A 17,826-nucleotide genomic window follows, 5' to 3' on the forward strand; every position below is an offset into this window, starting at 1 on the left:
GACAGCGTCGTCGCTCATCGGAGCACCTGCGCAGTGCGATAAATGATGGCGAGCACGAACGCGACGACGGCGGCCGCTTGGACCGCCGAGATAACGAAGTCAATACACTTTTTCATGTCCGCACCCTCCATGCGGACAGTTTTCTGTCACGACCGGCTTTCGCAGCCCGGAGAGAGAAACTTGTATGCGACGCGATCGCCGCGCGCGGACTGCATGGCGACGTCCCAATCCGTCTTGAAGCGCTTGACCGCTTCAGGTGTCGCATTCTCCAGCGCGATGACAAGCGGTTTCGCATCGCGACGCTTGCGCATCACGTCGCGGATCCACGAGATATTGCCGCCGAGCCCAGCAGCCTCGCCGCGCACGTGACCGAGCGCCGTGAATGCATCCGGGAATTCAGAGAGCCAGCGCTGCGCCTCCGCGCACGACGTCCGCCAACGCTCGAGCTCCGCCAGATCTTGCCCGGCGACGAGCCAGGCGATACGCTCACGCAGCCAACGGATCATGATGCCCTCCGCAAGACGATCTCAACCGGCCCGCACTCGATCACAGCCTGCCCGCGCGGCGCGCGCCAGACGCCGAAGCGCCAGCACGCCAGACCGCACCAGACGATGCGCACGCGGTTCCACTTCATTCCGCCACCGCCTTCGCGTGCGCCTCGCGCAGCGCATCCAACTCGCTATGCAGGTTGCCGAGCGCAAGCGCGCGCGGCGAGTCCTCAACGAGACCGCTGGCAAGCGCCGTCGCGAGCGCGCGCGAGTGCGACTCGACCTGGCGCAGCACGAGCAATTCCTCGTTCATCTGTGGCGCGCGGACCGACCAGAAGCCCTCCGCGCGCACAACCGCCTCATACGAGGCGATCAGGTTGAGGACGGCCGCGCCGTCTAGCACGGCGCCGTTCGATGCAGCCTCCTGGCGCAGCGCGCGCAGATCCTCGTCGCGCATCATGCCGGCACCTTCACGTCGCCCATGATCTCGACGGCACCACCTTCGATCGTGATGTTGCCAGTCTCCGATATCTTGACGGTGCCACCGACAGCCGCGAGCACGACCTTGTCGACCGAGCGCGCCGCGCGCAGTTCGCCGATCTGCGCCGCCAGCGCGTCGCGCTCTTTGATCAGCGCCTCGATATCCGAAAACATCGTGCGGACGTTCTCCGCCTGCACACCGTGCTGCGCCTGCAGGTTGCGCACGTCGCGCGCTACCTCGTCGAGGAATTCCGCGCTCAATGCGATCGTCTGGATATCACCCGCCATCGGCGAGCGGCGAATGTTTTCGATGTCGTTGCAGAACTGCTCGAGTGCCTTTGCCATTTTTACAATCCCCGTGTTTTGCGCCCGATCTGCGCCCGGCGCTCAGCGTGCTTCGTTGAAACCCGCGCCACATAAGGCGACGCGGGATGAAATGAACCGACTTACTGTCTGTTAGTCAGGAGAGCAGGATCGCCGCGAAAATCAGCCAACCCCAGCCATCATGGCCAGACGCAGAGACAATGATCGCGCCGATGATGCAGAGCATCGACGCATTCACGCTGCACCGCCTTTCGCCGGCAGCGCGCCGGTCTCGATGTAGCGGGCGACATCGTCGACGGCGTGCAAAAACTCTGGGTAGTCGTTGAAGCCATCCAACGCGACCTTGTCGAGCGCCATCTCGCGGGCGCGCGAACTAGGCACCGGCGGCAGCGGATCACAACTGGGATGAGTGATCAGCGAATAGCCTTTCTCGAACGCGTCCGCTGGCGAGTACGAGCTATAGCCGTCACCATAGACGACGTAGTACCCACCAACCTGCGGACGATTCTTCATTGCCCACTTCTCGCCTACAAAGATCGGCCCGTAACCCTTTTCCTCCGGCGTGAGAGTGGCATTGCCTCGCGGCTCACCCTCAAGTGGCGGCCGATCGTATTCGACCTTCATGATCTTCAGCGCCCACACCTGCTTGTGGCACTTGTAGCGCGGCATCTCTACCATCGCGCCGCTTTCCGTAGCTTTGTTCATGGCCTTCCTCTCCGTTAAGTAGTCCTACGCGCCGAGCGAAGCGCTCGACCCGGCGCTAGATTCGTGTCACGACGGGCTGATCAGCCCTCCGCGCCGCACACTGCGGGCAGCGGTTCTGTGGCCTGGCGCACAGCGCGCTCGATGCTCTCGAACTGCCTGCGAAGACGCGCGATCTCATCATCTGCGCTCAGACGCACTGCAGCCTCGCGTGCTGCATGCACGATGTCCCACGTCTTCGCGTCGTCGGCCAGACCGAGCGCCCGCGCGAGTTCGGCGCGTGCGCCGTCGATCTGCTGGCTGTCTCGCTGCGCACGAGCGCGTGCGCTGTCGATAACCTTTTGGTATTCCTCGTTCGCCTGCTTCGTCGCCTCTTTCACGCGTCGCGTCGCGACTTCGAAATCGTTCGTCGCCATCATGCGACTGGCGATGGCGTCACTCACGACCGCGCCCAGCTTCTCGCGGATCTCATACGACGCCGTCCACTCGTTGCGGATCTGCGGACGCATACGATCGGCCGCGTCGTTGTGCAGCCGGCTGACGCCATCGAGCAGCAACTTGATCCACGCGTCGCGCGGCAGGTTCTCCACCGCGCCCAACGTCGGGCCTTTCACCGTGCGCCATCCGGTCTCGCCGCGCGTCATCAGTCCGCAGCCGGCGGGAACGTCCTCTTTCTTCACGAGCCCAGCAGGCACGGCGAAGATCACGCCCGCCGCGAACTTGAGATAGCTCGTCCACTTGCCGGCCGTCACATCGCGCCGGAAGTCGGCGACGCTGATCTTGCATTCGTACGCGATCGGCTGAAAGCGCTTGAAAGAGCACGGCACCGTATAGACGTCCGGGCGCGGAGATCCGGCCGGACCGAGTTGCATATCGGTCCACACCATTCGATCCGAACCACCGCGCAGGTGCGTCGCCAAGTCTTCCGCCAGGTCATCATGCTTCCACGTCGTCATGCCGCTTGCTCCTCGAAAAGATCCAACTGCGGCACCGGCGCGCAGACCTTGCGCACGGCCTCAGCCGCTTGCCACGATGCCTCGATGCGCGCCCGCGCGATGTCGACATACTCCGGCGTCATATCAATGCCGACGAAGCGGAAACCCTCGCGCATCGCCGCCTTTCCCGTCGAGCCACTGCCCATGAACGGATCCAGCACAATCCCGCCTGCAGGCGTCACCAGACGGCAGAGATACGCCATCAAATCCGTAGGCTTGACCGTCGGATGCGTGTTGCCGTTGCGCGCGCTCCAGTCCGCCGTCTCGCAGTCGCGCATCGTCGCGCCTTGCGTGACGGCCGGCACGTCGGAGCTCGGCAGACCCTCATTGCGGTCCGCGCGCGACGCTTTGGCACAATAGAAGAATCGCGCAGCAGACTTGTCGAGTTCGGCGCGCGGCTCGATGCCGCCGCTACCGCGCACCATCGCGCCGTAGACGTTCTGCGTCTTGCGGGCACTGCTGCTGCTGCGTGCTATCTGTCCCGGCGCATCCGGAAAAGCCTCCAGCACCTCGTCGCTACCGTCGTGAATGACGTTCGCCGGCCAGCGGCCCGACGGATCACCGCCGCGCACGCCCGGCAGTGCTGCAAAATTCGTCCCGCCCTGCTCTGTATAGCGTCGCGCCTGCGATGCTTCGCCGTCACGCGCCTGGCTTTCGCCCGTCGGCTCAACACGGCACGCATCGATATTCAGCGCGCCCGTGCCATGCTGCAGGACGTTCGCCTCGACGGTTCCGACGAGCGGCTTGCGCGCAAAGCAGATCGGCTCGTGCGCCGGCTTCAGCGCGGTACCGCGCCCGTCACCGATGTTTCGCGACTTCGGAAAGCCAGAACCGTACAGCCACATGATCTGATCGCGGATCTCGAAACCAGCGTCCTCGATCGCGCATGCCATGCGGTGATAGGTCCGCGATCCAGAAAACGCCACCAGGTGCCCGCCAGGCTTCAGCACGCGCAGACACTGCGCCCACATCTCGACGCGCTGCGCGATATCGCCGCCGTCCCATTCCTTGCCCATGAACCCGCGATCACCAATCCGTGCGCGCAGGTGCGGAGTCGTCGCCTCGCCCGGCTTGTGCGAGCCACGCGCGTTACTGGTCAGGTGATACGGCGGATCCGTGACGATCGAATCGACCGATGCATCGGCGAGCGTCGCGAGCACGTCGAGACAGTCGCCAAGATGCAGCGCGTATGGGCGCTCGCTCATACCAGATCGACCTCGATCGCCGTGATCTTGTCGAGCGTCAGCGCGCGCACGACAGCGGCAAGATAGATCTGCTTCGCTTCGTCTTCGGTATCAGCCTCGATTTCGAGCGCGGGCAGATCGTCGCAGATCGAGCAGTCGAAAATTTTCTTGTCGGTGCGGGGGGCTTGGCCAATGGGGTACATGGATGCGGACATTTGTTTTTGCTCTCGTATGCGCCCGGGTAGCGCCCGAGCTTGGTCTCATTCTTCGCTAACCCGCGCCAGCAAAGGCGCGAGCGGTTTCAAACGGAAAACTATTAATCTGTTGGCGGGTTACTTGCGGGCTTTGGTGCGGGCAGCCGGCGTTTTGCGAGCGATCGGCGTCACCTTTGCCGCCGCCTTCTTCGCGGGCGCAGCGCTCGCGGCCTCAACCTGTTCCTTCACCGCCGCATCGATCGCCGCGCGCGCTGCGTGGAATCGGCCGATGCTTTCCTGAACCGCGATCATTTCCTGCGGATTCTGGCGCTGCACGATCAGCGCGACGCGCGCCGCGTATTGCGCCTTCAGTTGCTCGATCGAGCCCAGGATCGCCGCGAAGCCAACCGCGTATTCAGCGCTAGCGCCTTCGATTGCCTTGCTGATCAGGTCCGTAAGCTCCTCCGCCTGAATGAACGGTTTGCCAGCTTCGCTGACGAGGGTTTGAGTTGCCATACCTTCACTTCTCCTTTGGTTGAATGACTTAGATCGGCGATGCCTGCTCGGCGACGATCTCAGACGGGAATTCGGGGGAGCGTTCGCCGTTCACCGTGCAGCGCACGCCGGCATCCTTGCCGCCCTTCAGCGTGATTCCGCAGCAGCAGATCGCGCTTGCTCGCTTACCTTCGCGCTCGATACCGCATTGGGCGCAACGGTAGATGTGTCGATAGTCGAACGTCTCGCGATACAGCACACGTCCGAAACATGCGCGGCAGCAGTGATCCGTCAGATGCCACGCCGGTTGTTCTTTGCTCTCGCTCATTACCAGAGCCTCAGTTGCGCGGGAATGCCGCGAATATCGCCAAGAAAGCCGAAGCGGACTTTGTCCTTACTGTCGCGCAATGCCGTGATAATCAATTCCTCTGTGTCGACCGACAGATTGAGCGCGAGGATCTTCGGCGAGTTACCCGACATGTAGCGGATCCGGCGCGCATCGAGCGGTGCCAACTTCGTCGGCCTCGTGCCTTTCGCGTTGCGGCCGATCACGTACTCGCGCTGGCGGTTGTAGCAGCTCACACACAGGTGCTTTGCAATCAGACGCGCGGCGCCCGTATGGCAGCGGCCGCAGATCAGCATGCCTTTCAGCGGGCTCATGCTCGCGGCCGTTTCACCGGCATGCAGTGCACCCAGCGGGCAGACCTTGCAGCGCAGGCGCGATTCAATCCCCTCGTGATTGCCCGCGCGCCAGTTATCCGCGCACGTCTCCGTCGACAGATTCGCGTTGTACCGGTCGCAGCGAAAGAACTTCTTTCCCGGCAGTTCGGGCAACTCGTAGTAATCGGGCATCGCACCCACCTCATTAATCGAATTTGATTAAATGGTATCACGAGTTTTTCGTATTACAAGTGCCCGTCAACAAATATTTTGAACCCATTCAAAATAAATCCGGTAATCTTGAAACTGATACCAACAGATACCGTTTTAACCCGTTTGGTATCGGTTTTGGTAACCTAACTTTTTCCTTATAAATCAACACGATAGATAGATATAGATACCAAGATACCAATATATATAAATATATCTATCATGGGTTGTATTGTGGTGTGTGTGTTGTGTGTGGGATGTGTGTGTATATATATATGTTTTCGGAAAACTTGGTATCTTGGTAACCCGAATCGACGAAGCCTTATTGCATGCGGGTTTGCGCGGGAACCGATGCCCGTAACCGCGTTTTCATGCGGTGGTAACCGGTAACCGAGGGGGCAACGCGAATGCGGCAATTAGATACCAATGGTATCCGGATGGTATCGGCTAAGTTGTTGATTCGTATGACGAGATACCAAGATACCAACGATACCGGACAAAAGACGTCTCGATTTCAGTTGGCACAATTGAAAACGGCCGCGAGGGGAGTCGCGGCCGCTTGGTGATGTGAGAGTTAGGGATGTCTGCGTAGCTGCTCGCGAACCCAAGCGCTTCCGCCCAGCGCCTTCAGCTTGTCGCGTTCAGCGGGAGTGAGGGAGATGTTGAACGGCACGACGCCAGACACGCCGTCGACCGTCTTGCGGCCGGCACCGGCGCGGGCACCGCCGCGCTTCGTTGCCGCAGCCTCTTCGGCTTTGTTCGTCATTAGTGCTTCGCCCCGTAGTAGATGTTCTGCGCGAGGTTTTCGAAGTGCGTCGAGTGGCTGAGGTGGTACGCGCCGATGAACTCGCCGCCGTTGTTGTAGATCGCCATATCTTTGTGGCGCTCATCGGCCGGGATGCCCAGCGCCTCGACTGCGTCGCTCTTGTCGTCCATGCGCCATACCGTGATCTTGTATGCCGCCTTCTTGTTGCGCTTGCACGGCTTGAACTCGTGCTTCAGGGTTTCGTTGTCCACCGTCTTGACCGGACGAAACGCTGCATCGTCGTGCGCGAAGTCCACACGAAAACCGCCGACGCTGCCGATGATCTCGCGCTCGAAACCGTAATCGGTGCGAGCCACAACCGATCGCACGACATATTCCGCGATGCTGTTCTCGTTGCTCGTGATCTCGATGACGACACGCGCGAAGCCTTGGCGACCGTCGATCATCGGGCGACCGTAGATGTTCATTTCGAGCTGGCTGCCGACGGTGAAGTATTTCGAGTGGATCATGTTGGGCTCCCGCGTTGTTGTGTTGTCGATGGGATTGAATTGTACGCATTAATCAAACGACGTCAAGAACAATTTGATCAAAAATGAGTTGCCCACATTGTTCGCGTACACGTAGAATCCAATTCGCCACTTGATCATTTATGAGTAACAACCACGCCACGCCATGACCCTCGACATCCTCGCCGTCGCCGTCTGCCTGCTCGGAGTCGGATCGTACGTGGCATGTTTCATCTTTCCAGCAAGAAGGAGTAGCCAGAAATGGCAATGAGCAAAAAGGAACAGGCCGAAATGGCCGAACTACGCGCCGCGTTGGCACGAGCCCGTGCGGTCCGAACGACAGAACCTGTCGCACCGGATTTGCACATCGGAAATTCTCCCGACGTGCAAGAGCTTTCCGGCTATTTCTACAACGCCCATACGCTAGAAGTTATGCCGGCGTGGACCAGCACCGTTTCGCACGGGCGCGGCTACGCGTCGCGACGCGAGCAGATCGGCAGCGCCACCCAGCGCGCAATCCCACTCTACAGCTCGCGCCTCCTTGCCCTTCGCGCGCTGCGCTATGCTACCGAGCAACGCGTATTCGCCGAACTGGCGAAGATCGATATGCTGATCGACGAGGAATCCGCTTCGAAGCAGTATTCGACATCGATCGCATCACAATGAAAACCAAAGGCATCCTCCGATCGATGCCGCGCGCCGAATGGACGTCTCTCGCCGGACGCCCGTTTGCCCTCGTCGGCCCGCACCACGTGATAGTGTGCGATGCAGGCGCCGCTATTCAATCCGATGCGCTCGACGCCGCCGAGCTCGCGCGCCGCTGGAACGCATACCCGATTCTGATCGAAGCGCTGCAGCGCGTAGCAGCCACGCGCGACGCGCGCCACGCACTCATCGCACTTAAAGGAGCAGCATGACCGACCGTATCCATTCCCTAACCGTCGTGCTCGACGAGAACATGCGCGCCGACGACGCCGAGCAACTGATCAACGCGATTCGCATGATGCGCGGCGTGGCAGATGTCGCCGGCAACATCGCCGAGCATTCTCACTACGTCGCAGAAACGCGCGTGCGCCGCGATCTCTCGCAAAAGCTGTGGGCCGTCCTGCATCCGGAGAGCGCCACGTGACCGCATTCAAGAAACCGACAATCAAGGAAAACGGGCGAGCGTACGTGAGGCTGTTTCAGTGCTTCCCGAACACGGAAAGCTGGCTGAATTTCTTGGCGAACCACTCCATCAAGTCTGAGACGTACGGATCTCGCTATGACGCGGACTGTGAAATTCGCGTGATTAATCGCGCGACGGGCGACTTGGCGGTTTTGGGTCTGGAGATCCCGAATCGCATCCGGTATCACACCTTCGGTGGAGACCGCAGTTTCTGGAATGAATGGTATCTGAGCGCCACGCACACACGCCATCGGACGACCGAACTCGGCTACAACAGCCCGTCCAAGGACGAGACGGTACCGAGATAGCGAGCCCTATCACTTAATCAAATTTGATTAAAACATTCAACTGGGAATGCCGCGCGGCCTTGTGCGTTCGCGCGTACAATCCACCCGTAGTTGATCAAATTTGAACAAGAACAGGAAAGGTGCCATGAGTCTTCTGCTCGTCGTTGCTGGGATCTCGATGTTCGTGGGCGCCACGCTTGGCGCATTCACGATGGACACGCTTCACCTGAAGCGCAAGATCGACGCAGCCCCGCCGAGCAGGAATGTCACCGCCTGGTAAAAGCATTTTCGCTCGCACAACATTATGCGTTCGTGCGTATAACGTAGACCGAGGAGACCACCTCATGTACACCGTGAAATATTGCATCAATGGATGCCCGCACATCGAGCGCTACGAGCGCCCCGAATGGCGGGACCACCGCGCAGCACGTCTCCTCGCGCTTGGCTTTGCAATCACGATCAAGAAGGAACCGAAGTGACCACCACCGTCAGCAAACTCCCGCCGATGGAGACTTATTACGTCTCCGGCCCCGACTGCGCATGGGCGACGATCGCCATTCGCGGATGGTCGGACACAGCCGAAGATGAGCGCGTGCTCCATCGCGGCGAGATCCTGATCAACTCCGACTTCGGCAACTTCGCGCACCGCTGGAATCACATGGGCATGCCGATAAAAGACTTCCTCGTGAAGATCGGCCGGAACTATCTGCTCGACAAGCTTGCGCCGGGCGACGTCGTGGAATTCGACTTCGATGCGTCGCTCGACAGCGTGCGCCGGCACATCATCAAGCAGCGCCGCGCTGGCGTGCTCGACCACGACGACGCGCGCTCCGCATGGAACGATGTCCCGACGAACCACTCCTCGAAGGAGATATTCACGTATCTGCTGACGGAGGGTGAGTATTTTCGATGCATCGACTTCGACACCATCGAAGGCATGCTCGTCGAGCGCGAGAACGTGCAGCTCGTCGGCTTCTACGACGCAATCTGGATTCACTTCGTCGAACAACTGCGAACGGAGATCCGCTATGGCTAGACCCGCCCTCGCCCGCCCGCGCATCCTCGAACTGCTCAGCGCCGCACGGCACCCGATGACACGCGAGCAGATTGCAGACGAGCTCGAGATGACGATCGGCGCCGTCAAAGACGCCGTTCGCTCCGCCAAGAAGGCCCGACTGGTGTACATTGCGGACTGGTATCGACCGCCCATTGACGAACACGGCCGTAAGTCACAGATGCTCGCGCTCGGCAATAAACCCGACGTGCCGGAACCGCGCCTCACCGGCGCGCAATACAGCCGCCGCACGCGTCAGCGACACAATGCCGTTTATCGCGTGCGCGAGTCGATCCGCCGACACGGATATCTCAACCCCTATTTGCAACTGCTATGCCGATCAGCACCGAAGAAGCCGCGAAGCGCCACGGCGTGAGCAAGCGCCGGATTCAGGCGCTTCTGAAGCAGGAGCGCATCCCGGGCGCCACGCGATTCAATGGCGATTGGATGCTTCCCGACGACTTCACGATCCTGCCGCCCCCGGTATTTCCGGAGCATCGCGGGCACCCCGCGCAGCGCATCGAAATCGAAAAACCTAAGCCCCCGCGCCGCAAGGCCAAATAGTCGTGACTTGACCATACGTCTGTACAACCTACAGGCGTATGTGATGGCGACCAAAGTCCCGGCAGATCAATTCGAGCGAATCGCTCGCAAGCACAATTTCAACGCGTATCAAACAGCAAAAGAGCTAGGGATCGACCAATCCAGCACGGTCAAGCGCATGCGCCGCCTGCGTGAGGCGTTAGGAGTCGAGCCCGAACTCGAACCCGTGCCGGCCGGCGCATTTCGGGATCCGCGCAATCCGCGCCGCATCGTCCCGCTTTCCGAAGATCAGCGAAAGTACCGGCCCGACTGGACTGCGCAGGACTGCATTAACGAGCTCGTGCGCGTCGCGCTGATCGACGAAACTCGATCGCTCACGCGCAACTACTTCCGCGTGCACTCCGACATCTCCGAATCGACGTGGAATCGCCACTTCGGCACGTTCCTCGAATTCAAGCGCCAGGCCGACATCATCCTGTCGCGCCACGCGCACGGCATCGAGCGCGCGATCGCGAAGCACGCCAGCAAGGATGTGCAGCGCGGCATGAACGAGCAGAAGCGCGGATACGAGGACAAGTACTTGCGCCCGCACGGCGCGCGCTTTCAAACCGTGCTCGTCGCGTCCGACATCCACGATATCGAGTGCGATCCGTTCTGGCACCGATGCTTCATCGACACCGCGCGCCGCGTGCAGCCGGAAAAGATCGTCATCAACGGCGACGCGCTCGATCTCCCCGAGTTTGGCAAGTATGGCGTCGACCCGCGCGAATGGAACGTCGTCGGCCGCATCAAGTGGCTGCATGCCTTCCTGGAAGAAACGCGCACGGCCGCGCCGAACGCCGAAGTCATCTACATCGAAGGCAACCACGAGGCGCGACTGATCCGCCACCTTGGCGAAGCGACGCCCGCGCTCAAAGTCGTGCTGTCGGATCTGCACGGCTTCACGGTGCCGAAGCTGCTCGGCCTCGACGCCTACGAAGTGAATTACATCGCGCGCATGGATCTGACTGCGTTCACGGAGCGCGACATCAAGAAGGAACTCGCGAAGAACTATCACGTCATGTACGACTGCCTGATGGCGCACCACTTCCCCGAAGGCCGCCGTATGGGCATCCCGGGATTCAACGGGCACCACCATTCGCACATCGTCTGGCACGACTACTCGCCGATGTTCGGTCCGTTCGAATGGCACCAGCTCGGCGCCGGGCATATCCGTGCCGCGTCCTATTGCGCGGGCGAGCGTTGGGGCAATGGATTCCTGCTCGCGCACGTCGACACGAAGTCGAAGCGCACGCAGATGGAATACGTCGACACGTCACACGAGCACGTGATGATCGGCGGCCGCTTCTATCAGCGCAATGCGCAAGAAAAGGTAGGAGATTGAGATGGCCGCGCCGACCTACGATATCGCGACCTGGCATCCGGAGGCGCCAGGCCTCGACATGCAGCGCACCAACGGACACGCCGACCCGGTACCGGCTGAAGGTCAGTTGTGGTGCCGTTACTCTGAAGTGCTGGATCTGGTGATGCAGGTACAGTACGAAACGCGCCGGCGAGTCGTCGAAGCGATCCTCGCCGGCAAGCAGCCCTAAGCCGCTTCCTGATGCGCGGCCGCCTCACGCGCGGCCGCGACATCCATGCACAAGCCGAAGATGATCATCGGCCCGCACTTCATGAACAGATCCGGATCCGCGGGAAACCATCCCATGCTGGCAAGCAGCCCCTCCGCGTAGCGCACCGGCGGGAAGTCTCGATAGCGCAGCGTCGAGCGCCAGCGATCGTCGATGAATCGATAGATCGCCGCCGTCCGCTGAATCACCGGCCCCCATGCCGCGAAGTCTGCGCGCACCTGGTCGCGCAGCTTGCCCTTTTCCCACTCAGTGACGCCCGAGCGCGCGCAGTACAGATCGAAGTCCTGCAGGAAACCCGGCGGCACTCGGATCGGTTCCGGCTTCACGCGAACGCCTCCGCGATCTCGACCGGCGGAGCACCGATCGTCAACGCCTCGACGCCAGACGAGAACAATTGGATCTGACAGTCTCGGCACGCATACCCATGCCCCTCGACATAAGCCCGCGCGCCGCGCGCTTTGTCGCCAGCGGCCGCGAGCGCCATCGTTTCAGCATGCCCGCTTTGTCCACAGATCGTGATGCACTTGTCGTAGCCTTCGCCCGGCTCGCGCGGGCAAACGACTTGTGGCACTGCGCACAGATTTTCACCGACAAAGCGCTCACCATCGCGCGCGATGAGAGTGCATTTCACTTGAGACTTCGCGCATGGACCCTTCACTTATTCACCTCACGATTAATGCGGCGTCCCAGCCATTTCATGCAAGGGACCGCCATTGAATTTCCCAGCACCTTATAGCGCGGACCATCTGCGGCATCTTTGCCGCGAACGGGCACAAGTGTGTGCCCGTCGTCGAAACCTTGAAGCCGCTCGCACTCGACTGGCATGAGGCGTCGAACGCGCATCTTCACGAGCACATGCGGCTTGTCACCGCCGCCGCTCGAAGCGCGCAGGCAGCCGGCTATGTCATCGCCCAATTCAGCAGTTGCACCGCCTTCTCGTCCTCGCAATGCGACCGACAACACCGTCGGAATCCCCTGCCCCGGCTTACCGCCGCCCGTAGAAATGGCACCGGTTCGTTGGCCGTCGCCGCCCTCGAAACGAATCTCGCCTCGCGAATTCTCTGCAAAGGCATACGCAACCGCCTGAGACTGCGAATGATTCGCACCCAACGCACCGAAAACGTCCGGACTCGAAATCGGATCCTGCCGACAGTCGAACGCGATCAAATCGGCAGGTTTCGGGTAACAGGCGATCGGTGCCTCGTGATTGCACGTCAGCGTTGGCGCGCGGTCCTCCGCGATCTCAGCGCCGCCCTGTCCGTGCGCCATGCATACGACCGGCTGAAGATGCCCGGCTAAGGCGTGGTCGACGTCGCTACCGCCGTCAGTGCTTCGTAGAGAACCGGCGGCAGCTTGCGCCCCCGCGCTTCTGCTCGGCGCAGAATCCCGGCGCACGCCTTCGGACTCAAAAAGTACTTCTCGGGGATCGAATCCATCTCGAGCACTTGCGACAACGAACACACGACGGCGTCGTTGGGCCACTCCGAAATATTGGGCATCCAAGACCCGCCACGCGACTGCTCGCTGGGGTCCAAGCACGTAACCAGCGTTCGACCATCCTTTCCCTGGCGGTTCGAGCGGGCAATCTTCTCCGGCCAGCGCTCCCAAAAAGCAACCGAACGCGTTGTCTTTGCTGGAGAGAACTCCGGGGACGTTTTCCCACAAGGCGACGCAAGGGAGCTTTCCTCGAATAGATCTTGCTGTATCGATTGCATTGACGAGTTGGACGTATGAGAGAGTGAGTTGACCGCGCGCGTCGCTCAAACCGCCGCGCAAACCAGCAATGCTGAATGCTTGGCACGGCGTGCCGCCGACCAAGACGTCAGGTGCCTTGACTGATCCGGCAATAACCTGCGCCGCGATCGTCGTCATATCGCCGAGATTCGGTACGCTCGGCCAGCGATGCGCGAGCACCGTCGACGGAAACGCTTCGATCTCTGCGAACCATGCAGGACGCCAGCCGAGATCTTCTTCCCACGCAGAAGACGCAGCCTCGATGCCACTGCACACAGAACCGAACTCCAGCGGTGAGGAATCCTCACCGGCGAGTCGCGGAATGTCCCCGATCATTCCGTTCATGCTTAGAACTTGTCCTCAGTGTTGTTGTCTGCGAGCAGCGGACCGAGCGGAAGCGTGATGCACTTCGACTGCACGCCGCTGAACTTCGCGGGTTTATGTTCGTTGCGGCCGGCACCCTGCAGGCGCAGCAGCACGCCACGGAAGCCGGCAGCGAACGGCGAATTTGCGAACAGTCGGCGCAGCTCCTCCGACGTGTTGGAAAGCAGGAGCACGTTCTCGCGCACACGCATGCCGTGACGTCCGAGTAGCGCATTGGCTTCTTTCGCCGGCACGTTGATCGCATCGGCCTGCTCGGCCGCAGCGTGGATCAGTTCGAACACGGAATAGCGCGTGCCTTGATGCTGAATCGGCGCTTCCATCAGCGTCGACAGCGCGCGTTCGGCCTCGTCCGACTCGTTGTTCTCGCGATGCTCGGACCAGTCGAAGCCATCGATCATTTCCTCCGCGTCAGCCTCGCTCGCGGGCTCACTCGTGAGGAGTGCCCACGCGCCGGCCAGCAGCGTGCCGTACTGATCGCCGTCGCGCTGCGATCCGAACTTGCGCGCGGCAGCTCGCGTGAAGACGTCGATGTTTTCCTGAATCACCGGCAGAAGGTTCAACGCGCGGCGCATCAAACGAGCAGCCATCATCGGATCGCGCTTGATCGCGTACAGATCTTCTTTCAGAGCCTGCCAACTTCCGGCCGCGTCGTTGTCCTCGCGCTTCGGGCGCAGCGCCAACACGGTCAGGCGCTCGACGTCCGCTTGATGCTTGATCGCGACCTGAATCGACGCAAGGCAGAACATCGAGCGGATGTGGAACGACATCGATTCGCCGCCGGCCGTGCCCTTCAACGTGCGCGCCTCAGATTCGGTCGACGCCTGGCGGATCAGAGACAGCACGTTCTGGATCCGGCGCACGTCGTTTTCCTCGTTCGACTCCGATTCGTCGAACAGCACCGGGCGCGCGTCAGCCTTCAGCGTCTGGCGGATGCCTGCCTCGCTCGAGTTGCCTTGCGCGAACAGATCCATGCCGTTCATCAGCGGATGCACGAACTCATTGAGCACCGTCGACTTACCGCAGCCTGCGCCGCCGGTCAGCCACACGTGCGGACGCCAGCGCAGTGCGCCACACAGCGGTGCGAGCATGACGAAGCCCGCGAGCAGCGCCGCCGAGCCCGGCATCGTCCATCGGAAGCGCTTCGCGATACCGAAAATGCGCGCGCCGTCCGCGTCGCTCAATGCCTCGTCGTCGGGCGCGGGCAGCGAGATGTCGAGCTCATACACGAAGCGCGACTTGATCTTGGTGAGATCCATCGGGACACCGTCGACCGACAGATAGCCACCATGATGGAACACGGTGCGACCCTCATCGATCCACGCGCCGCGACCGCGCACGCGATTGATGTCGTAAATGCCGCGCGCCGAGCACGTGCGGATGATGAAGTTGGCCGCCGCGCGTTTCTTGATGCCGCCACTGTCGCCGCCCGAGAAATGCATCTCCCACCACTGGAGCGGCGCCAGCTCGAGCAAGCCAGCCTCAGAAAAATCCGACTTCGTCAGAACCTGGATCTGCTTTTTCTCATGCTGGAACACGTAATAGCGATCGCGGTTGTAGCCGAGCAGCGTGAAATAGCCGTTGTTTTCCGGCAGATCGTCGCCGTCGTCGTCATCGTTGTCCGGAGGCGTCGACTTCGGCTCGAACGCCGGCGTGTCGTCTTGCGACGCGTCTGCCGCAGCGTCTTCCCACGGCGGGACTTCGACGGGCGCAGACGGCTCCTCGACGACGGGATCAGCATGCAACACGCGATCGATTACCGCCTTCACGGCCTCGTCACCGCTCGACATCGCCAGATCATTAAAGTCCGTCGGGCCGCGCTTCTTGCCCTGCTCGTTCTCGATGCCGAGCGATTCATCGAACGGCGGGATCGCCACGAGCGCGCCGATCGCGTCCCGCGCTTCGTTCGCGCGCGTCACGCCCGGATTGTTCACCGGCGTGAGCGTCCATTGATCGTTGTCGGCGCACATGATGATCGTCGCGGCCGGGAAGCGATCGCGGATCACTTGCGCGACCGGAAGCAGATTCGGTGCGTCGAATGCGACGATCACGCCGTGCCCAGTCGCTTGATGCAGGCTCGCGCCAGTCGCATAGCCCTCGCAAATCAGGATGACCATCTTGCCGTCGACTTCGACGGGCTTGCCGAACGAGTAGAACCGGCTGTGCTTGTCGGCGCCCGACAGATAGTCTTTGTCGCGCCCGATGAGATTGTCCGAATCCGGGAAAATAGCCTGCAGCGAAAGGATGTTCTTGGCCGCATCGCGAATCGGCACCAGAAGCGCATTCTTCGAGACGATCTGCATCTCGCCCGTCGCACCATCGAATTTCTGCCACGTGCCAACGCGCAAGCCGTAGGACTCGATGCCCTTGCGCGCGAGGTACGGATGATCGTTGCCATCGAGCGGACGCGCCGCATCCCAAATGCGATTCGCGAGTTCCGCCGCCGCCTTATGCTTGGCAGCGAGTTCCGCCGCGCGACGCTGGCGATCGGCTTCCATCTTTTCGCGATATGCCCGACGCTCGTCCGCCGTCATCGGCGCGCGCTTCGTCTTCGACGTCCACGGAAACTTGACGTCGTAGCCGTGCCGACGATTGCAGCCGAACTGACCCGCCGGCTTATCGTCGATGTGCAGGACATACCAGCCGTTCAGCTCTTTCGGGCCGTCGCCGTCCACGTGGATTCGATGCAACTTGCCGTCAGCGACGATGTCGCTCGGATTGACCTTGATGTCGTGATCGAACATGGCATCGCAGAACTCCTCGATCACCTGGGATTCGTTCACAACGGACGGCGTGCTATTTTTGTTCACCCTGAAGCTCCTGCCTCGGACACCCTGCCAAACGCGAAATGAGGAGCACGGGAAGCGCTGGCAGGAGACGCTTGTCGGATCGCGATTCCTATCCCGTGCTGTTACAATCTTTAATCAAATTTGACTATCAGCTAATCAATTTTGATTGAAAACAGGCAACTATTTCCTGTCGCCACCGTTAGATGACACACAGTTGTAAAAACTCGGAGGCAATTGTAAGAGGATGTTTCATCCGAAGTGAATCATTTTTGACCAAAAAAGCCATTTAATTAAATGATCCTATCGAATGACTTATAGCCTTCGACTATCGCCTTTGCGGCTGCGTCAGACGGGGCGAAGCCCGCGATGCCGCCGGCCTTTTGCACGCGATCGACGAACCGAATTTGGCCCTTGCGCTTCTTGCCGCCGCCGCTTTCTTTCGTCTCGATCGCCGTGAAGACTGCCACCGTGCGTCCGACCATCTGCGGAGTAATCACGATTTCCGTCCAGCCCACCAAGTCGGACGTTCCCTCTACTGGCGTGCCCGTCGGATCCGCAAAACCCAGCGCGATCGGCCGCGCGTTCGGCACGACGACAGACCCATCGGCAAGCCGATACGGCTCACCGCCGCCCGATACGTACGCGCGCCCCGTGTTGATCCGAAAGAGCGTCGTGCGCAGCGACGCGACAGCGAGCCAGACGGCCCGCAGCACATTGTTTTCGCGCATGCTTACGCTCGCGCGTTAGATTCGGCGATGCGCCGAGCGTCGTCCTCAAGCGCCGCGTGCTCGCGAAGCCCGTCGCTATCAGCGATCGTGTAGTGACGCGGATTTTTGTCCTCGTAGCGCGCGTAGATCTTGGGCATCAGCGCCTCGAACTGCGCTCTGACTTCTGCGAGCGCGGCCGCGTTACTGGGCGGACGGTCATCGATCAGCTTGCCGGCATGCCGCGCGTCGATGATGATGTTCAGGCACGCAAGCGCGTTCGCCAGATGCGGCGTGCCGTCGGTCGGATCCAATTCCTCGCCTTCCCACCAGGCGTCCATATGGCGATCGAGCGCCGACTTGTACACCGACGCGCGTGCGCCGGCCGCGCGCCAATTCCATGCGCCGTATTTGACGTTGCCGAGATAGTGGGAGATGGCCTGGTACGCCTTGACGATCGGCGATACCAGGTGCAGAGGAAGCTTGAAGGTCGCGATGGCGTCCTTCGGATTGCTGTGCTTGGCGGTCATG

The 17,826-nt window shown here is 61.1% G+C and carries 29 protein-coding genes; 11 read left to right on the forward strand and 18 right to left on the reverse strand.

The annotated features are described in order from the left end of the window. Window positions 1-146 precede the first annotated feature (146 nt). From AWB80_RS37680 to AWB80_RS37735, 12 genes are all read right to left on the reverse strand, one after another. Entirely contained in the window at window positions 147-506 is a 360-nt protein-coding gene (locus AWB80_RS37680; RefSeq protein WP_061179712.1) for a hypothetical protein, read from the reverse strand. 124 nt (window positions 507-630) lie between these two features. Beyond that, complete coding sequence (locus AWB80_RS37685) at window positions 631-948, reverse strand: hypothetical protein (RefSeq protein WP_061179713.1); 318 nt, start codon at window positions 946-948, stop codon at window positions 631-633. Further along, window positions 945-1,313: a hypothetical protein gene (locus AWB80_RS37690; RefSeq protein WP_061179714.1), complete on the reverse strand. Its 369-nt coding sequence runs from the start codon at window positions 1,311-1,313 to the stop codon at window positions 945-947. Before AWB80_RS37690 ends, AWB80_RS37685 begins: the two co-directional genes overlap by 4 nt. A gap of 213 nt (window positions 1,314-1,526) precedes the next feature. Next, window positions 1,527-1,997, reverse strand: a complete 471-nt coding sequence (locus AWB80_RS44700) for a hypothetical protein (RefSeq protein ID WP_061179715.1) — start codon at window positions 1,995-1,997, stop codon at window positions 1,527-1,529. Window positions 1,998-2,077: 80 nt separating this feature from the next. Continuing rightward, window positions 2,078-2,950 (reverse strand): hypothetical protein, encoded by an 873-nt coding sequence (locus tag AWB80_RS37700; protein ID WP_061179716.1) that lies wholly within the window; start codon window positions 2,948-2,950, stop codon window positions 2,078-2,080. After that, on the reverse strand, window positions 2,947-4,194 hold the full coding sequence (locus tag AWB80_RS37705; RefSeq protein ID WP_061179717.1) for a DNA-methyltransferase: 1,248 nt from the start codon (window positions 4,192-4,194) through the stop codon (window positions 2,947-2,949). Before AWB80_RS37705 ends, AWB80_RS37700 begins: the two co-directional genes overlap by 4 nt. After that, window positions 4,191-4,388 carry a hypothetical protein gene (locus tag AWB80_RS37710; RefSeq protein ID WP_143328214.1) on the reverse strand — a complete coding sequence of 66 codons (198 nt, stop codon included), beginning with the start codon at window positions 4,386-4,388 and terminating at the stop codon, window positions 4,191-4,193. The genes AWB80_RS37705 and AWB80_RS37710 overlap by 4 nt, the downstream gene beginning before the upstream one ends. Window positions 4,389-4,505: 117 nt before the next feature. Next, entirely contained in the window at window positions 4,506-4,883 is a 378-nt protein-coding gene (locus AWB80_RS37715) for a hypothetical protein (protein WP_061179719.1), read from the reverse strand. 28 nt (window positions 4,884-4,911) lie between these two features. Then, on the reverse strand, window positions 4,912-5,190 hold the full coding sequence (locus AWB80_RS37720) for a hypothetical protein (protein WP_061179720.1): 279 nt from the start codon (window positions 5,188-5,190) through the stop codon (window positions 4,912-4,914). Beyond that, a complete protein-coding gene (locus AWB80_RS37725; RefSeq protein ID WP_061179721.1) occupies window positions 5,190-5,714 on the reverse strand; it encodes a hypothetical protein in 525 nt (174 codons plus the stop codon). The genes AWB80_RS37720 and AWB80_RS37725 overlap by 1 nt, the downstream gene beginning before the upstream one ends. A gap of 592 nt (window positions 5,715-6,306) precedes the next feature. Next, complete coding sequence (locus AWB80_RS37730) at window positions 6,307-6,498, reverse strand: hypothetical protein (protein WP_061179722.1); 192 nt, start codon at window positions 6,496-6,498, stop codon at window positions 6,307-6,309. Next, on the reverse strand, window positions 6,498-7,007 hold the full coding sequence (locus AWB80_RS37735) for a hypothetical protein (protein ID WP_061179723.1): 510 nt from the start codon (window positions 7,005-7,007) through the stop codon (window positions 6,498-6,500). The genes AWB80_RS37730 and AWB80_RS37735 overlap by 1 nt, the downstream gene beginning before the upstream one ends. Before the next feature lie 258 nt (window positions 7,008-7,265). Here AWB80_RS37735 and AWB80_RS43665 point away from each other — a divergent pair, with 258 nt between their 5' ends. The 11 genes from AWB80_RS43665 (at window position 7,266) to AWB80_RS37780 (ending at window position 11,648) form a co-directional block, all read left to right on the forward strand. Beyond that, a complete protein-coding gene (locus AWB80_RS43665; RefSeq protein ID WP_143328215.1) occupies window positions 7,266-7,670 on the forward strand; it encodes a hypothetical protein in 405 nt (134 codons plus the stop codon). Continuing rightward, window positions 7,667-7,921 carry a hypothetical protein gene (locus AWB80_RS37745; RefSeq protein ID WP_061179725.1) on the forward strand — a complete coding sequence of 85 codons (255 nt, stop codon included), beginning with the start codon at window positions 7,667-7,669 and terminating at the stop codon, window positions 7,919-7,921. The genes AWB80_RS43665 and AWB80_RS37745 overlap by 4 nt, the downstream gene beginning before the upstream one ends. Next, window positions 7,918-8,133, forward strand: a complete 216-nt coding sequence (locus AWB80_RS37750) for a hypothetical protein (protein WP_061179726.1) — start codon at window positions 7,918-7,920, stop codon at window positions 8,131-8,133. Before AWB80_RS37745 ends, AWB80_RS37750 begins: the two co-directional genes overlap by 4 nt. After that, window positions 8,130-8,480: a hypothetical protein gene (locus AWB80_RS37755; RefSeq protein ID WP_061179727.1), complete on the forward strand. Its 351-nt coding sequence runs from the start codon at window positions 8,130-8,132 to the stop codon at window positions 8,478-8,480. Before AWB80_RS37750 ends, AWB80_RS37755 begins: the two co-directional genes overlap by 4 nt. 124 nt (window positions 8,481-8,604) lie before the next feature. Continuing rightward, window positions 8,605-8,739 (forward strand): hypothetical protein, encoded by a 135-nt coding sequence (locus AWB80_RS45360; protein ID WP_279628687.1) that lies wholly within the window; start codon window positions 8,605-8,607, stop codon window positions 8,737-8,739. 64 nt (window positions 8,740-8,803) lie between these two features. Then, window positions 8,804-8,938 (forward strand): hypothetical protein, encoded by a 135-nt coding sequence (locus AWB80_RS45365; RefSeq protein WP_279628688.1) that lies wholly within the window; start codon window positions 8,804-8,806, stop codon window positions 8,936-8,938. Continuing rightward, a complete protein-coding gene (locus AWB80_RS37760; protein ID WP_061179728.1) occupies window positions 8,935-9,495 on the forward strand; it encodes a phiTE_072 family protein in 561 nt (186 codons plus the stop codon). The genes AWB80_RS45365 and AWB80_RS37760 overlap by 4 nt, the downstream gene beginning before the upstream one ends. Continuing rightward, entirely contained in the window at window positions 9,488-9,889 is a 402-nt protein-coding gene (locus AWB80_RS37765; RefSeq protein WP_061179729.1) for a hypothetical protein, read from the forward strand. The genes AWB80_RS37760 and AWB80_RS37765 overlap by 8 nt, the downstream gene beginning before the upstream one ends. Further along, window positions 9,847-10,077, forward strand: a complete 231-nt coding sequence (locus AWB80_RS44705) for a MerR family transcriptional regulator (RefSeq protein ID WP_061179730.1) — start codon at window positions 9,847-9,849, stop codon at window positions 10,075-10,077. The genes AWB80_RS37765 and AWB80_RS44705 overlap by 43 nt, the downstream gene beginning before the upstream one ends. Before the next feature lie 43 nt (window positions 10,078-10,120). Beyond that, window positions 10,121-11,440 carry a helix-turn-helix domain-containing protein gene (locus AWB80_RS37775; protein WP_143328216.1) on the forward strand — a complete coding sequence of 440 codons (1,320 nt, stop codon included), beginning with the start codon at window positions 10,121-10,123 and terminating at the stop codon, window positions 11,438-11,440. A 1-nt stretch (window position 11,441) separates the two neighbouring features. After that, window positions 11,442-11,648 carry a hypothetical protein gene (locus tag AWB80_RS37780; RefSeq protein WP_061179732.1) on the forward strand — a complete coding sequence of 69 codons (207 nt, stop codon included), beginning with the start codon at window positions 11,442-11,444 and terminating at the stop codon, window positions 11,646-11,648. On the opposite strand, the gene AWB80_RS37785 is transcribed toward AWB80_RS37780, so the two are convergent. From AWB80_RS37785 to AWB80_RS37810, 6 genes are all read right to left on the reverse strand, one after another. After that, entirely contained in the window at window positions 11,645-12,013 is a 369-nt protein-coding gene (locus tag AWB80_RS37785; RefSeq protein WP_061179733.1) for a hypothetical protein, read from the reverse strand. The two genes, AWB80_RS37780 and AWB80_RS37785, sit on opposite strands and share 4 nt — an antisense overlap. Next, window positions 12,010-12,318: a hypothetical protein gene (locus AWB80_RS37790; protein WP_143328217.1), complete on the reverse strand. Its 309-nt coding sequence runs from the start codon at window positions 12,316-12,318 to the stop codon at window positions 12,010-12,012. The genes AWB80_RS37785 and AWB80_RS37790 overlap by 4 nt, the downstream gene beginning before the upstream one ends. Before the next feature lie 23 nt (window positions 12,319-12,341). Continuing rightward, window positions 12,342-13,766 carry a DNA cytosine methyltransferase gene (locus tag AWB80_RS37795; RefSeq protein WP_425266931.1) on the reverse strand — a complete coding sequence of 475 codons (1,425 nt, stop codon included), beginning with the start codon at window positions 13,764-13,766 and terminating at the stop codon, window positions 12,342-12,344. Window positions 13,767-13,768: 2 nt separating this feature from the next. Then, window positions 13,769-16,612: a toprim domain-containing protein gene (locus AWB80_RS37800; protein WP_061179735.1), complete on the reverse strand. Its 2,844-nt coding sequence runs from the start codon at window positions 16,610-16,612 to the stop codon at window positions 13,769-13,771. Window positions 16,613-16,881: 269 nt separating this feature from the next. Continuing rightward, a complete protein-coding gene (locus tag AWB80_RS37805) occupies window positions 16,882-17,319 on the reverse strand; it encodes a hypothetical protein (protein WP_061179736.1) in 438 nt (145 codons plus the stop codon). A gap of 2 nt (window positions 17,320-17,321) precedes the next feature. Continuing rightward, entirely contained in the window at window positions 17,322-17,825 is a 504-nt protein-coding gene (locus AWB80_RS37810) for a dATP/dGTP diphosphohydrolase domain-containing protein (protein ID WP_061179737.1), read from the reverse strand. Between the last annotated feature and the right edge of the window lies 1 nt (window position 17,826).

The organism is Caballeronia pedi (assembly GCF_001544915.2).
GTDB lineage: Bacteria > Pseudomonadota > Gammaproteobacteria > Burkholderiales > Burkholderiaceae > Caballeronia > Caballeronia pedi.